Origin of the sequence: Kribbella shirazensis, from assembly GCF_011761605.1 — a bacterium.
Lineage (GTDB): Bacteria > Actinomycetota > Actinomycetes > Propionibacteriales > Kribbellaceae > Kribbella > Kribbella shirazensis.
Window position 1 is genome coordinate 7,301,585 of the sequence record NZ_JAASRO010000001.1, and the last position, 13,895, is coordinate 7,315,479.

A 13,895-nucleotide genomic window follows, 5' to 3' on the forward strand; every position below is an offset into this window, starting at 1 on the left:
AGGCTGTCGCCGGAGTGTCGGCGGGTCGCCGTAAGGTGGGTGCCCATGAACGACCGGCTGGTGTGGATCGACTGCGAGATGACCGGCCTCGACCTGGCGAACGATGCCCTGATCGAGGTCGCGGTCCTGGTCACCGATTACGAACTGAACGTGCTCGGTGACGGGATCGACCTGGTGATCGCGCCGCCCCCGGCCGCGCTCGAGCAGATGGGTGACTTCGTCCGCGACATGCACACCGCGTCCGGCCTGCTCGACGAGCTCGCCAACGGCATCACGCTCGCCGACGCCGAGCAGCAGGTGCTCGACTTCATCACGTCGTACGTGAAAGAGCCGCGCAAGGCCGCCCTCGCGGGGAACTCGGTCGGCACCGACCGGACGTTCCTGGTCCGGGACATGCCGCGCGTCGAGTCCCACCTGCACTACCGCAACGTCGACGTCAGCTCGATCAAGGAGCTCGTACGGCGCTGGTACCCGCGGGTCTACTACGCGACGCCGGCCAAGAACGGGAACCACCGCGCGCTCGCCGACATCACCGAGAGCATCGCGGAACTGCGGTACTACCGGGAGACCGTGTTCGTGCCGCAACCCGGCCCCGACTCCAGCACCGCCCGGGCCGCCGCGAGCCTCGTCACGGCCCCGTCGGAGGACAGCCCGACCGGCGCCTGACCTGCGGTTCTGCCCTCGATTTCAGCTCCGGACAGTTCGTCGCTATGATTGCTCAGCCGTCGCGGTTCGGGCGGCAATGGTGGGTGTAGCTCAGCTGGTAGAGCACCTGGTTGTGGTCCAGGTGGTCGCGGGTTCAAGTCCCGTCACTCACCCGATGGCCGGCCATGCCCGCGGAGAGCGCGGGCTTGGTCGGCTTCGTCATTTTGTGCGGCTGCGCTTCGCTTGCCGCCGGCGGGGGCTCCGCCACCCGCACCCCCTTTGCCTTCGCTTCGCTCGGCTGCGGTGGTCGGGTTGGGCAGTCAGCTCAGGTGTTGGGGTTGGGTTGGCGGTCAGCTCAGGTGTTGGGGTTGGGTTGGCGGTCAGCTCAGGTGTTGGGGTTGGGTTGGCGGTCAGCTCAGGTGTTGGGGTTGGGTTGGCAGTTGACTCGGGTGTTGGGGTTGGGTTGGGCGGTTGGGTCGGGTTGGGAGGATGTTCTGGTGAAGGTGTCCGGGAGCATGTGGTTTGGGTACGGCCTCGTTGTTGTTGTGACGTTTGTGGTGGGGTTCTTGGCGTTCACCGTCTGGGTTTTGTCGAAGGTCTTCTGAGTTCTCTGTGATCTGACACCCCTGTGGGTGCGTCTCTAAGGGCAGAGGCGTCTACAGGAGGTGTGGATGGGCACGACCGAGGACTTCGAGGAGTTCGCGCGGGTGCAGATACCGCGGCTGTACCGGACTGCTTGGTTGCTGGCCGGGGATCGGCATCATGCCGAGGATCTGGTGCAGGAGACGCTGGCCAATCTGCTGAAGGTCTGGCATCGGATCGAGAGTCCGGGAGCCTACGCACGGACCGCTCTGGTGCGGACGTACATCTCTCAGCGGCGGCGGAAGAGCTGGTCGGAGCGGCCTACTGGGGACGTGCCTGACGTGGCGGAGCGGGCCGGGGATCCGGAGTTGCGGATGGCCTTGCAGAGCGCCTTGGCGGAGCTGGCACCGCTGGATCGGGCCGTGTTGGTGCTGCGGTTCTTCGAAGATCGCAGCGTCGAACAGGTGGCGCTCGATCTCGGCAAGAAGACCAGTGCGATCACCACACGCACCGCCCGCGCCCTGGACCGCCTGCGGGCGGTCCTCGGTGAGGGTGCCGACCAGCTGATCGCGCTCTGACCTCCAGGAGAACCCATGAACACCCAACTCACCGACCTGATGCAGCGCGCCACCGAGAACCTCGAGCCCGTCACGCCCGATCTGCTGGAACGCAGCGTCGCACAGGGCCTTCGGCTGCGCCGTCGCCGTACGACGTTGCTCGCCGCCAGCGGCACCGGCGCGGTCCTGGCCACCGCCGGCCTGATCGCCGGCGGAATCCAGCTGCTCGACTCCCCCACGGACACCGCCGTCGCCGGTACGCCGATCGCGATCGGCAAGCCGTCCACCGTGCCGTCAGTCGAACCGTCCGCCATCCCGTCTTCCGGGCCATCGACCGAGCCGATGCCGTCGACGACGACTCATGCCGGGGTGAATGCGAAGGAGACACTCGCGACCCTCAAGGCGCTCCTCCAGGCCCCCGGCCGCACCTTCTCGAGCCCGGAGACCTGGGGCGACGGCAGCATCTCCGGCGCGGCGTACGTCGTCAACGACGGTCACGGCGCCGTCCGAGTGGACGTCCTGCTCTCCGGCGGCGGCGAGCAGAACCCCTGCATGCCCGCCCGCCAAGGCTGCAGCACCCTGCCCGACGGCTCGGTCCTCTTCACCTCGAAGGAGTCACCCGAGTACACCGACGGCCGCCAGGCGGAGTTCGGCGTCGTCAGCAATTACGTCGTACTGTTCCGCCGCGACGGCCGCAACATCAATCTCACCAGCTACAACGCCCCGGCACAGAAGGGCAAGCAGCACACCCGCCCCACTCCCCTCCTGTCCGTCAAGGACCTCACCACACTCGCCAAGAGCAAGGTGTGGCAGCTCCCACCGCATTCGTCGGCCAAGGGCAGCAAGTAGCCCACCAGCAAGCCCATCGCACCTTCTCCTCCGAGCAGACGCGATGGGCTTGCTGCGTCAGCGGCTGATCGCCGGCGTGTAGAAGTCCCAGAGCGACGCGTTCTGCGGGACGTAGAGGCGGTAGTTGCGGGTCTTGTTCGGGTAGTAGGTGTAGGAGGCCTGCCCCGAAGCGTTCGTCGTCAGGTACTTGAGCCCCTTCCAGGTGGAGCTGCCGACCTCCTTGTACTGCAGCAGCACCTGCTTCCCCGGCCAGCGCACGAACGCGTTGACCTTCGGGTTGTAGTACCCGACCGTCGCGATGAACGCCGTCCGCGACCCCTTCCGCCCACCGATCAGCGTCGCCGACGACCCGTACTTCGTGTACGACGAGGCGTTGGTCTGCGCGATGTCGTTGTAGTCCTGGTCGTATGCTCCTGTCCCGATCCAGGTGGTCCGGCCGATCGGCGTGCTCAGTGCGTACATCGTGATCGTGTCCGTGTACTTCGTGTCGTAGAAGAACAGGTACTCCGACCAGGTCGAACCGGCGGTCGTCCCGGTCCAGTCAGCACCGGCCATCCGCGCGGTCGCGCAGTTCCCCGCCAGCGTGATCTTGAAGTTCGTGACCGCCGCCCGGATGCTGAACCGCGCCGGCATCACCATCGAACACGTCCCAGCCGCAGCAGCCTCGCCACCGGCCGGAGCCGCGGACGCCGTGACCGGCATCGCCAGCAGGCCGGCAACCAGTGCACCGGCGGCAAGCAATGACTTGATTCGCATCAAGAGTCCCCCTTGTATAGACGCCGGACACCCCATCCAGCCAAGCCTCCTATCGTGGTTACGGGCCGTGACGTTACGGTCGAGGCGTACACCTCCTGGGAAGGGCAGCCGACTGTGCGCCATGAAGTGACTCCCGCGGACACCGCACTCGCAGTGGGCAGCGGGGACGTCGAGGTCCTCGCCACACCTCGCCTGATCACCTGGCTCGAGTACGCGACCGCCCAGCTCGCCCTGCGCGCGCTCGGCCCCGGCCAGACCTCCGTCGGTACGTCGGTTCGCCTCCGCCACCGGCTGCCGACCCGCGTCGGCGACACCGTCGACATCGTCACGGACGAGCCCGAGGTGGACGGCCGTCACCTGCGCTTCCAGGTCCGCGCCACCAACTCGGCCGGCCAACTGATCGCCGACGGCGAACTGGAACGCGTCGTCGTCGACCGCGAACGCTTCCTCGCGAACGTGCCCTAACTGGGCGGGCGGATGATCCGCTGCTCGATCGCGCGGGCGACAGCGGCGGCCCGGGTGTCGACCTCCAGCTTGGTGTAGATGTGCGCGAGGTGGGACTTGATCGTGGCCTCACTGACAAACAGCTTCTTGGCGAGATCGCGGTTCGACTTACCGGTCGCGAGCAGGCCGAGGATCTCCACCTCGCGCTCGGTCAGCATCGGGCCGGAGCGTCGTACCAGCCGGGCCGCGACCGCCGGCGACAGCACAGTCTCGCCGCGGGCCGTGCCGCGGATCGCCCGGAAGAGATCGTCCGGCGGCGCGTCCTTCAGCAGGTACCCCGAGGCGCCGGCGTCGATCGCGCTCATGATGTCGGCCTCGGTGTCGTACGTCGTCAGCACCAGCACGTACGGCGGCTCGGGCAACGCGCGCAGCCGCGCGGTGACCTCGGCTCCGCCCGCGCCGGGGCCGAGGTTGAGGTCCATCAGGACGACGTCCGGATGCAGCGCCGCCACGAGTTGCTCCGCGCTGTGCGCGTCCGACGCCTCGCCGACGACGGTCAGATCGTCCTGGGCCTCGACCAGCGCGCGCACGCCGGCGCGCACGACGGGATGGTCGTCGACCAGTGCCACCTTGATCATCGAGGCTCCGGCGGCGTCCGTAGCGGGATCGAGGCGGCCAGCGCCGTCCCGTCCCCCGGTTCACTCTCGAGCACCAGCGTTCCTCCCAGTTGTCTCAGCCGTTCGCGGATTCCGGCCAGTCCGTGGCCGCGGTCGGAATCGATCTTGGCATGAGATCGCGGAAGGCCCCGGCCGTTATCCACAACGTCGAGGACGACCGCGTCCGGGTGGTACGTCAGCGTCACCACGGCCGATTGCGCCTGCGCGTGCTCGAGCACATTGGCCAGCGCGCCGCGGGCCGTACGCAGCAGCGCTGTCTCCACCTCCGAATCCAGCGTGACCGGCGTACCGTGCACCTGCACGCGGACGTCGACGTCGCTGTGGGCAGCCAAACGCTCGCAGCTCTTGCGTAGCGCTTCTGGCAGGCCCGCTGCGAGCTCTGCCGGAGCCAGGTCGCGGACTACCCTTCTGGCCTCTTCCAAACCGTCACGTGCGGTGGCGGCTGCCTGTGCCGCGTGCTCGCGTGCAGCTGCAGGTCTGTCGTCCCACTCGCGCTCAGCTGCCTGCAGCAACAGGTTGATGCTCGACAGGCCCTGCGCCACGCTGTCGTGGATCTCGCGTGACAACCGGGCCCGCTCCGCCATGACACCGGCCTGGTGCTGCGCATCAGCCAGGTCCCCCTGTGCCGCGTGCAGGTCATCCAGTAGCGCCTGTCTGGCCAGCGCGTCCCGCTCCAGTGCCCGATAGGCGCTCACGGCAAGCACTGCGATGCACACCGGTCCCAGCACGATCGTCGGGTCCAGGCGGTCGGTCATACGGGTCCACTGCACCACCGTGACCACCACCATGCCCGCAACAACCAGACAGGCGGGGCGAAACGACAAGATGCGGAGAGCAACGAACGACAGCGGCACGGCGCACCAGGCGAACGACGGCGCCAGAAACACCAGCGCGCACCACTCCAGCACCAGCAACGCCAGCCAGACCCGGCTGGGCAGCACCCGATAGGCGGCGTACGTCCCCAGCAGCACCACTGCCCCGATGAGCACCCACGGCCCCCGGTCACCGAAGCCGTGACCGGTCAGGTACCGGATCGCGGAGGCCAGCACGAGAACGACCAGTGCCGCGTGCAGAGCGGTCACCAGACGGGTCGCGTGACTCAGGATCGACGGGGTGTGTGCAGTAGACATGTTCAGCCGATCGTAGGCGTCCCGGAGCCGGATCCGAATCATCCGATCGGCTATCTCTTGGTGGCCGAACACCCGTCGTGCCGGGTGCCCAGGTGGGCGCAGGCTGGAGGCAGTTCGCAATCCACCGACCGTTGTGAGGTTCAGATGTCTGTCCGTTCGCTGTCCGCCACCCTCGCTCTGTCCGCCACGCTGCTGGGCGTCGGGGCCTCCACGGCGTTCGCCGCCCGCCCGAGCACGTACGAGCTCCCGGGGGACGCCGGCGGCTCGAAGTTCGAGGGCATCGGGTACGACGCGCGCACCGCGAACTACTACGTCTCCGAGACGACCGGCGGTGAGATCCACCGTGGACAGCTCCGCTCCGGTGACGCGATCGAGTGGCTGCAGGGCGACGGCACCGACGGGCGCTGGACCGCCCGCGGCGTCAACGTCGACGCGCAGGGCCGGGTGTACGTCGCCGGCGGTCCGAACGGGATCGACCACCCCGGCGCGCCTGACCTGTGGGTCTACGACCGCGACGGGAACCTGCTCGCCGCGCTCCGCACCGGCGTCCCGAACGCGTTCCTCAACGACCTGGTGATCGGGCCCGACGGCGCCGCGTACTTCACGAACTCGAACGCTCCGCAGATCTTCCGCGTCGCCGAGCGGAACGGCGACTGGACCGTCACGACCTGGGCCGACGCCACCGGGACCATTGCGACGACGACCGGCTTCAACCTCGGCGGGATCGTGGTCTCATCGGACGGCAAGGCGCTGGTCGTGGCCCAGGGCAACGTCGGCAAGCTGTGGCGGTTCGACCTGCGGACAGCCGCGGCCACCGAGGTCGACACCGCCGGAGCGGACCTCGTGAACGCCGACGGCCTGGTGCAGCAGGACGACAGCCTCTGGGTCGTGCGGAACTTCTCCAAGGTGCTCAGCACGCTGCGGCTGTCCGAGGACGGCCGGACCGCGCGGCTGATCTCCGCGACGCCGACCGACCCGGACCGGGTGCTGACGACCGCGAAGCTCGCCCAGGGCCGGCTGCTGGCGGTCGACAGCAAGTTCGACGAGGCGACCGCCGTCCCGCCGTACCAGGTCATCACGCTCACCGTGCGCCGATGACCCGCCGCCCGATCGCCGTGGTCGCCGTCCTGCTGATGGCGGCGACCACCGCGTGTTCCACTGAGATCAGCAGCAGTCCACAACCCGGTGCGACGCCGGCATCACCATCGAGATCATCGACAGTGCCGTCGACATCGCCGTCACCCTCGAGGAGCGCAACAGTGCCGTCAGGTCTCGACCGTCAGTTGATCGCCGCCGCCTGGAAGAACGACGTGGCCGAGGCCAAGCGCCTGATCGCCGCGGGGGCAAACGTCAACGCGGTCGACGACACCGTCCAGAGCGCGTTCCTGATCGCCGCGAGCGAAGGCTACCTCGACCTTCTGAACCTGACCCTCGCGCACGGCGCCGACATCCGCAGCCTCGACAGCTACCACGGCACGGCGCTGATCCGGGCCGCCGAGCGCGGTCACGCCGCCGTGGTCGGCCGCCTGATCCAGGCCGGCGTTGCGGTGGACCACGTCAACAACCTCGGCTGGACCGCGCTGCACGAGGCCGTCCTGCTCGGCAAGGGCACCCCGCAGTACGTCGACACCGTGCGGCTGCTGGTCGCGGCCGGGGCAGACCGCTCCAAGGCCGCGGTGAAGGACGGCGTCACGCCGGTGCAGGCCGCGAAGGACCGTGGCCAGACGGCGGTCAGCGCAGTGCTAGGCACCCAGGCCTCCGCTGATGCGCTTCTCGGCGCCGCATCCGCGGGTGATGCCAACAAGGTCGCGGCAGCGCTGGCGGCCGGTGCTCCGATCGAGTCCCGCGACGATCACCGCCGTACGGCGCTGCTGCTCGCCTCGCTCAACGACCGCGTCGACGTGGCCCGGCTGCTCGTGCAACTCGGTGCCGACCCCGACGCACAGGACGACCGGAAGGACTCCGCCTGGCTCGTCACCGGCGTCACCGGGAGCGTCGCGATGCTGGAGACACTCCTCCCGGCGAACCCGGACCTGACACTGAAGAACCGTTTCGGCGGCACCTCCGTCATCCCAGCCAGCGAACGCGGCCACGTCGACTACGTCCGGCGGGTCGTCAAGACCAAGATCAACGTCAACCACGTCAACAACCTCGGGTGGACCGCCCTCCTCGAGGCGATCATCCTCGGCAAGGGCACGCAGCCGTGGCAGGACATCGTCCAGACGCTCGTCACCGCCGGCGCCAACCCCAACCTGGCCGACGCCGACGGCGTCAGCCCACTCCGGCACGCGGAATCACGCGGCTACGACGAGATCGCCAAGATCCTCCGCGCCGCAGGGGCGCGATGAGCAGGACCGTGCTCAGTCGCGGACCAGGCAGCGGGACGGGAGCTCGAACCAGCGGAGGTGGTCGAAATCGGTGTTGACGTGACCCTCGGGGTCGGTGTGGTCCTGCCGGCAGGTGGACAACAGTTCCCGTGCCCCGGCGAGGTATTCGTCGAGCGCGGACTCGGGCGCCGTGTGGTCGTGGCGCGGGTACCGGAGCTTGCCGTCGGCGTCGTACCCGACCTGCGACAGCCGCAGCGGCGGCTCGACCGGTCCGCGGTGGTGCCGCCACAGGCCGTTGGCCGGGTCGAAGCGGTAGTCGCCGAGCAGTCGCCAGCCGTCGCGGGCGACGAGCTTGACCGCGTCGACGACGTACGTGAAGACCGCCTCCGAGATGAAGTAGTTGAAGTTGACCCGCACCCAGCCAGGTTTGATCCCCTCGCAGCCGTGCAGGATCTCCTCCTCGAACTCGTGCGACCGATCGAGGTCGATACCCAGCAGGGCGTGACCGTACGGCCCGGCGCACGAGCAGCCGCCGCGGGACTGGATGCCGAAGAGATCGTTCAGCAGCGCGACCACGAAGTTGTGGTGCAGGTATCGCCCGGAGGACGCCTTGACGACGAACGACACGATCGACAGCCGCTCGGCTCCCAGGTTGCCGAGGATCTGCAGATTCGGCTCGGTCTTCCAGGCATCGACCGCACGCCGCAGGTAGGCGTCCTCGTGCGCGCGGATGACGTCGATCCCGACCGCCTGCTTCAGCTGGAACGCCAGACCGGCGCGGATCGACCCGATGATCGCCGGCGTCCCGCCCTCCTCACGGTGGACCGGGTCGTCCAGGTACCGATGCTCCAGCGGGTTCACGTACGCCACAGTGCCCCCACCCGGTACGTCGGGCACGCGGTTGCGGAGCAGCTCGCGACGAGCGACCAGGACGCCGGGCGTCCCCGGGCCGCCGATCAGCTTGTGCGGGCTCAGGAAGATCGCGTCCTTGTACGAGAGCGGGTCCTGATCGCGTCCGCCGTACATGTCGATCTCGACGTACGGCGCGGCGGCGGCACAATCCCAGAACGACAAAGCGCCGTACCGGTGCAGCAGGGCCGACACCCGCTGGGTGTTGCTGACGATGCCGGTGACGTTGCTCGCCGCCGAGAACGAGCCGATCTTCAGCGGGCGCGCCGCGTACTCACGCAGCCGCGACTCGAGTTGGTCGATGTCGATGTGGCCATCCACGTCCTGGCTGATCACGACCACGTCGGCGATCGACTCGCGCCACGGCAGCTCGTTCGAGTGGTGCTCGTACGGGCCGATGAAGACGACCGGCCGCTGCGCGGGCGGGATCCGGGAGGTCAGGTGGTACGTGTCGTCGAGTTCAGCCGGGATGCGCAGGCCCAGGATCCCGATCAGCTTGTCGATCGCGCCGGTCGCCCCCGAGCCGCAGAAGATCAGTGCGGTCTCGTCGTCACCGCCGACGCTGTTGTGGATGATGCGACGGGCGTCCTCGCGCAGCCGGGTCGTCTGCAGGCCGGTCCCGCTCGATTCGGTGTGCGTGTTCGCGTACCGCGGCAGGACCTCCTCGCGGATGAAGTCCTCCAGGAAGGTGAGGGCCCGCCCGGAGGCGGTGTAGTCGGCGTACGTCACCCGCCGCGGACCGTACGGGCCCGGCATCACCTGGTCGTCACCGATCACCGACGCCCTGATCCGCCGCAGCAACGGCGTGTCCGGCGGCATTCCTTCGCGTTCCCCCTGGGTGCCCATGTCTCAGAGTAGGGCGGCGACGTGATCTGCGTCTCGTGATGAGTGTGTGCCTCCTGGATAGGGTCGGAGCCAGTCGACGACGAGGAGTGGGGATGACGTTTTCCAGCGAGCTGTGGGACCGCGGTGCGGCGTCGGTGTACGACGAGATCGTCCGGCACCCGTTCATCACCGGGCTGACCGACGGGACCCTTGACCACGACGCGTTCCGGTACTTCATCGTCCAGGACAGCCACTACCTCCGCGCCTACTCGCGGGCGCTCAGCCTGGTCGCGGGACGTGCGCTGGACGAGGACGCGGTCAGCATGTTCGCCCTGCACGCCGCCAACGCGATCGCAGTCGAGCGTGAGCTGCACACGTCCCTGCTGGAGTCACTAGGCCTGACGACGGCCGACGTCGAGGCGGCAGGGTCCCGTCCGACCACAACGGCGTACATGTCCTATCTGACGGCGGTGTGTGCGACAGGTACGTATGCCGAGGCGGTGGCCGCGGTGCTGCCTTGCTACTGGATCTACCGCGACGTCGGGCGGGAGCTGCTCAAGCGGTCCTCACCGGACCCGATGTACCGGAAGTGGATCGAGACGTACGGCTCGGAGGAGTTCGACGCTGTCGTCGAGTCGGTACTCGCGGTCACCGACGCACTGGACGTCGGGACGGCAGAGCGGGAGCGTTGTCACCAGCACTTCGCTACGACGTGCCGCTACGAATGGATGTTCTGGGACGCCGCGTATCACCAGCTCGATTGGCCAGTGGGATGAAGGACTTCTACGACGTCGTCATCGTCGGCGGTGGGCACAACGGCCTCGTCGCCGCCGCGTACCTAGCCCAGTCCGGCCTCTCCACACTCGTCCTGGAGCAGCAGGCACACACCGGCGGCGCAGCAGTCAGCGAGCGCGTGTTCCCGGGCGTGGACGCGCGGCTGTCGCGCTACTCGTACCTGGTCAGCCTGCTGCCCGACAAGATCGTCGCCGACCTCGGCCTCAACCTGCAGCTCCGGTCCCGCGCAATCGCCTCCTACACCCCGGTACGCCGTTCCGGTCGCGACATGGGCCTGCTGGTCGAGCGACCGGAGGGCGCCGGCACCAGAGACTCGTTCCGGGCCCTCACCGGCAGCGACGCGGAGTACGACGCCTGGACCGACTTCTACGGCGCCGTCGGGTCGCTAGCTGCCGCTGTAGCGCCCACCCTCCTCGAGCCGCTCCAGTCAGTCGCCGACCTCCGCTCTCGCGTCGACAGCGCACTCTGGGACGAGCTGATGGAGCGCCCGCTCGGTGACGCCATCGAACGACGCTTCGCCGACGACACCGTCCGTGGCGTCGTCGCAACCGACTCCGTCATCGGTACGTTCGCAGGGCTGCACGACGACTCCCTGATCCAGAACAGGTGCTTCCTGTACCACCTGATCGGCAACGGCACCGGTGAGTGGCGAGTGCCGGTCGGCGGCATGGGCGCGGTCACTGATGCGCTGGCTGTGGCGGCGCAACGTGCTGGCGCCGTACTGGTCACCGATGCTGCCGTCACCTCGGTCGAGGTCGACGGAACGCGTGGAGCCGTGACGTGGCTCGGCGGTGACGGTGAGCGGTCTGTCGACTGCTCCTGGGTGCTGTCGAACGTCGCGCCGTCAACACTGGCCGCCCTGCGCGGTCAGACCGGCGTCGAGAAGCCCGAGGGCTCGCAGCTCAAGATCAACCTGCTGCTGCGCCACCTGCCCGCGCTGAAGTCGGGTGACGATCCGGAGCGGGCGTTCGCCGGCACCTTCCACATCGACGAGGACTACAGCCAGCTCGAATCCGCGTACCGCAGCGCAGCCGGCGGCGAGCTCCCCGCCGTACCGCCGTCCGAGGTCTACTGCCACTCGTTGACCGACCCGTCGATCCTCTCCCCCGACCTTGTTGCGTCCGGCTACCACACCCTGACCGTCTTCGGCGTCCACTTCCCCGCCCGATTGTTTGCCTCCGACAACGAGTCGGTGCGCGAGGAGGCGAGCCGGCGGGTGCTCGCCGGCCTGGAGTCGTACCTCGCCGAGCCCCTCGACGACTGCATCGCGCGGGACGCCGACGGCAACCCGTGCATCGAGGCGAAGACGCCGTACGACATCGAACAATCCGTCGGCATGCCCGGCGGCCACATCTTCCACGGCGACCTCCAATGGCCCTGGGCGACCGACCCCGCCGACGCCGGCCGCTGGGGCACCGAGACCGACGTCCGCAACCTCCTGATCTGCGGCTCCGGCGCCCGCCGAGGCGGCGCCGTCTCCGGCCTGGGCGGCCACAACGCCGCCATGACCATCCTCACCCGCTAACCGATTTCGCATCTCCCCGATCCCCCTGCTACGATCCTCATCGTTCGAAAGCACGACAAGCGCCGCTAGCTCAATTGGCAGAGCAGCTGACTCTTAATCAGCGGGTTCGGGGTTCGAGTCCCTGGCGGCGCACAAAAGCCCAGGTCACAGCGGTGGCCTGGGTTTCTTCATGCCTCCAGCGCATCGTTTACGCATCGCTTTCCCTTGGCGCCGGCGTCGAGCCGCTCCGTCGACGCTCGTCACGGCCCGCGCCCTGAGCACTCTCAGGGCCTTCATGTGACCGTAACTGTGCGTCACATCACACGGGTTCGCATCGTTGCCGACTTCTCGGAATCTCGGCCGTGCCAGGCGTTGAGCAGCCAACCATCACACCGGTTGGAGGCGTGAGATGTCGAGGCCGCCACTGCCCATCGGAACCTGGGGCGAGATCAGTACGTGGGTCGCGCAGACCGACGACAAAGGCAAGCCCCTCAAGCACAAGTCGCAGGCACGGTTTCGTGACCACGACGGTCGTGTGCGACTGGTATCCGCATACGGGAAGACGAAGACAGCCGCCGAGCGCGCCCTCCTCACGAAGCTCCAGGACCGCGCCAAGACCAACCAGTCTGGCGAGCTGACCGCCATGCACAAGATCAACCACCTTCTGGACCTCTGGGAGCGGAGATTCGAGGGATTGGTCGCGGACGGAACACGATCACCCACCTCGCTGGACACCTACCGGCGCGCTCTCAAGAACCACATCCGCCCCGCCCTCGGCGAACTCCGCATCGGCGAGGCCACCACCCCACGCATCGACACCGTCCTCAGCAAGATCAAGACCAACTCTGGCGCCCCCACCGCCAAGACCTGCCGCGCCATCCTGTCCGGCGCCATGAGCCTCGCCGTCCGCTACGGCGCGATCTCCGTCAACCCGGTCCGCGAGGTCGACGCCATCGAAGCCAAGCCCAAGAACCCACCCCGAGCGCTCACTGCCGGGGAGGTTACCCTTCTCCGCAAGAGCCTGGCCGCCGACGGACGAGCCGTCCAAGCCGACCTCCCCGATCTGGTCACCTTCATGCTCGGCACAGGCGTCCGCATTGGCGAAGCCCTCGCCGTCCTCTGGCACCAAGTCGACCTCGAAGCAGGCACCGCCAAGATCACCCACACCATCGCCCGCATCCCCGGCGAGGGCCTGCTCCGCAAGGTCACCAAGTCCAGAGCCGGGCAGCGCGTCCTCAGCCTGCCCCGCTGGGCAGTCTCGATGCTCCGCACCAGGCAAGCCGCCGGCATCCGCCTCGACGACCCCGTCTTCGCCGACACCCTCGGCGGCTACCGCGACCCCTCCAACACCCGCCGCGCCATCCGCACCGCTCTCTCCCCCGTCGGCAGCACTGCCCGCCGCGACCTCGGCCTCACCCTTCGAGCCCTCCGCCGCAAGGCCTGCCTGACCCGCAAGGAAGTTGCCGAGGCCCTCGCCTGGCCGCAGACCAGAATCGAGCTCATCGAGACCGGCCGCATCAAGGTCGACCGCCAACTCGTCGCCGACCTCGTGAAGACCTACAACATCACCCTCGACGACTCCCCGAGCCTCCAGGCCGAGATCGACGCAGCGATCCAACCAGCCGAGTCCGACAAACTCGCTTGGATCCGATCACACGCGCTCCGCAAGACAACGGCCACGGCCCTCGACGAAGCGGGCCACACCGCCCGCCAGATCGCCGACCAACTAGGGCAATCCAAGGTCTCCATCACCCAAGACGTCTACATGGGCCGCCGAGCCGCCAACCCAGCCGCCGCCGAAGCCCTCGAGCAAGCCTTCGACGACCCCGACTTGATCTGAGCTGCGGCCGGAACCATGCCATTCGCGGGAAGCGGTCACTCGGTCTCTTCGAGCA

13 protein-coding genes and 2 tRNA genes are annotated in these 13,895 nt (G+C 68.2%); 11 read left to right on the forward strand and 4 right to left on the reverse strand.

The window, feature by feature from the left end; genetic code table 11:
- Positions 1-45: 45 nt before the first annotated feature.
- The 4 genes from orn (at position 46) to BJY22_RS34895 (ending at position 2,633) form a co-directional block, all read left to right on the forward strand.
- Positions 46-666 carry an oligoribonuclease gene (gene orn / locus BJY22_RS34880; protein WP_167215652.1) on the forward strand — a complete coding sequence of 207 codons (621 nt, stop codon included), beginning with the start codon at positions 46-48 and terminating at the stop codon, positions 664-666.
- Positions 667-745: 79 nt separating this feature from the next.
- A tRNA-His gene (locus BJY22_RS34885) sits at positions 746-818 on the forward strand.
- 498 nt (positions 819-1,316) lie between these two features.
- Positions 1,317-1,805 carry a SigE family RNA polymerase sigma factor gene (locus BJY22_RS34890; RefSeq protein WP_167215655.1) on the forward strand — a complete coding sequence of 163 codons (489 nt, stop codon included), beginning with the start codon at positions 1,317-1,319 and terminating at the stop codon, positions 1,803-1,805.
- A 15-nt stretch (positions 1,806-1,820) separates the two neighbouring features.
- Complete coding sequence (locus BJY22_RS34895; RefSeq protein WP_167215658.1) at positions 1,821-2,633, forward strand: hypothetical protein; 813 nt, start codon at positions 1,821-1,823, stop codon at positions 2,631-2,633.
- Positions 2,634-2,690: 57 nt separating this feature from the next.
- Here BJY22_RS34895 and BJY22_RS34900 read toward each other — a convergent pair whose 3' ends face one another.
- Entirely contained in the window at positions 2,691-3,389 is a 699-nt protein-coding gene (locus tag BJY22_RS34900; RefSeq protein WP_167215661.1) for a hypothetical protein, read from the reverse strand.
- Positions 3,390-3,443: 54 nt separating this feature from the next.
- Here BJY22_RS34900 and BJY22_RS34905 point away from each other — a divergent pair, with 54 nt between their 5' ends.
- Positions 3,444-3,854 (forward strand): thioesterase family protein, encoded by a 411-nt coding sequence (locus BJY22_RS34905; protein WP_337759733.1) that lies wholly within the window; start codon positions 3,444-3,446, stop codon positions 3,852-3,854.
- Here the strand turns inward: BJY22_RS34905 and BJY22_RS34910 are convergent.
- Positions 3,851-4,471: a response regulator gene (locus BJY22_RS34910; protein ID WP_167215664.1), complete on the reverse strand. Its 621-nt coding sequence runs from the start codon at positions 4,469-4,471 to the stop codon at positions 3,851-3,853. The two genes, BJY22_RS34905 and BJY22_RS34910, sit on opposite strands and share 4 nt — an antisense overlap.
- Positions 4,468-5,592: a sensor histidine kinase gene (locus BJY22_RS34915; protein WP_337759734.1), complete on the reverse strand. Its 1,125-nt coding sequence runs from the start codon at positions 5,590-5,592 to the stop codon at positions 4,468-4,470. Before BJY22_RS34915 ends, BJY22_RS34910 begins: the two co-directional genes overlap by 4 nt.
- A gap of 192 nt (positions 5,593-5,784) precedes the next feature.
- Between BJY22_RS34915 and BJY22_RS34920 the strand changes: the two genes are divergently transcribed.
- Together BJY22_RS34920 and BJY22_RS34925 are read left to right on the forward strand one after the other, a co-directional pair.
- Positions 5,785-6,738, forward strand: a complete 954-nt coding sequence (locus tag BJY22_RS34920) for an SMP-30/gluconolactonase/LRE family protein (protein ID WP_167215667.1) — start codon at positions 5,785-5,787, stop codon at positions 6,736-6,738.
- A gap of 161 nt (positions 6,739-6,899) precedes the next feature.
- Positions 6,900-7,988 carry an ankyrin repeat domain-containing protein gene (locus tag BJY22_RS34925; RefSeq protein WP_337759735.1) on the forward strand — a complete coding sequence of 363 codons (1,089 nt, stop codon included), beginning with the start codon at positions 6,900-6,902 and terminating at the stop codon, positions 7,986-7,988.
- Between the two features lie 12 nt (positions 7,989-8,000).
- Here BJY22_RS34925 and BJY22_RS34930 read toward each other — a convergent pair whose 3' ends face one another.
- Positions 8,001-9,722: an aminotransferase class V-fold PLP-dependent enzyme gene (locus BJY22_RS34930; protein ID WP_167215670.1), complete on the reverse strand. Its 1,722-nt coding sequence runs from the start codon at positions 9,720-9,722 to the stop codon at positions 8,001-8,003.
- A 92-nt stretch (positions 9,723-9,814) separates the two neighbouring features.
- Between BJY22_RS34930 and tenA the strand changes: the two genes are divergently transcribed.
- The 4 genes from tenA (at position 9,815) to BJY22_RS34950 (ending at position 13,840) form a co-directional block, all read left to right on the forward strand.
- The gene (gene tenA, locus BJY22_RS34935; RefSeq protein ID WP_167215673.1) at positions 9,815-10,477 is read left to right on the forward strand and encodes a thiaminase II; all 663 of its coding nucleotides are present in this window, start codon (positions 9,815-9,817) and stop codon (positions 10,475-10,477) included.
- Positions 10,474-12,021, forward strand: a complete 1,548-nt coding sequence (locus BJY22_RS34940) for a phytoene desaturase family protein (protein ID WP_167215676.1) — start codon at positions 10,474-10,476, stop codon at positions 12,019-12,021. Before tenA ends, BJY22_RS34940 begins: the two co-directional genes overlap by 4 nt.
- A 59-nt stretch (positions 12,022-12,080) precedes the next feature.
- A tRNA-Lys gene (locus BJY22_RS34945) sits at positions 12,081-12,153 on the forward strand.
- A gap of 256 nt (positions 12,154-12,409) precedes the next feature.
- A complete protein-coding gene (locus tag BJY22_RS34950) occupies positions 12,410-13,840 on the forward strand; it encodes a helix-turn-helix domain-containing protein (protein WP_167215679.1) in 1,431 nt (476 codons plus the stop codon).
- The last annotated feature ends 55 nt before the right edge of the window (positions 13,841-13,895 follow it).

Bases quoted from the DNA above. Each gene is read 5' to 3' on its own strand.
- orn (WP_167215652.1), top strand. From the start codon at position 46: ATGAACGACCGGCTGGTGTGGATCGACTGCGAGATGACCGGCCTCGAC.
- BJY22_RS34890 (WP_167215655.1), top strand. From the start codon at position 1,317: ATGGGCACGACCGAGGACTTCGAGGAGTTCGCGCGGGTGCAGATACCG.
- BJY22_RS34895 (WP_167215658.1), top strand. From the start codon at position 1,821: ATGAACACCCAACTCACCGACCTGATGCAGCGCGCCACCGAGAACCTC.
- BJY22_RS34900 (WP_167215661.1), bottom strand. From the start codon at position 3,389: ATGCGAATCAAGTCATTGCTTGCCGCCGGTGCACTGGTTGCCGGCCTG.
- BJY22_RS34910 (WP_167215664.1), bottom strand. From the start codon at position 4,471: ATGATCAAGGTGGCACTGGTCGACGACCATCCCGTCGTGCGCGCCGGC.
- BJY22_RS34920 (WP_167215667.1), top strand. From the start codon at position 5,785: ATGTCTGTCCGTTCGCTGTCCGCCACCCTCGCTCTGTCCGCCACGCTG.
- BJY22_RS34930 (WP_167215670.1), bottom strand. From the start codon at position 9,722: ATGGGCACCCAGGGGGAACGCGAAGGAATGCCGCCGGACACGCCGTTG.
- tenA (WP_167215673.1), top strand. From the start codon at position 9,815: ATGACGTTTTCCAGCGAGCTGTGGGACCGCGGTGCGGCGTCGGTGTAC.
- BJY22_RS34940 (WP_167215676.1), top strand. From the start codon at position 10,474: ATGAAGGACTTCTACGACGTCGTCATCGTCGGCGGTGGGCACAACGGC.
- BJY22_RS34950 (WP_167215679.1), top strand. From the start codon at position 12,410: ATGTCGAGGCCGCCACTGCCCATCGGAACCTGGGGCGAGATCAGTACG.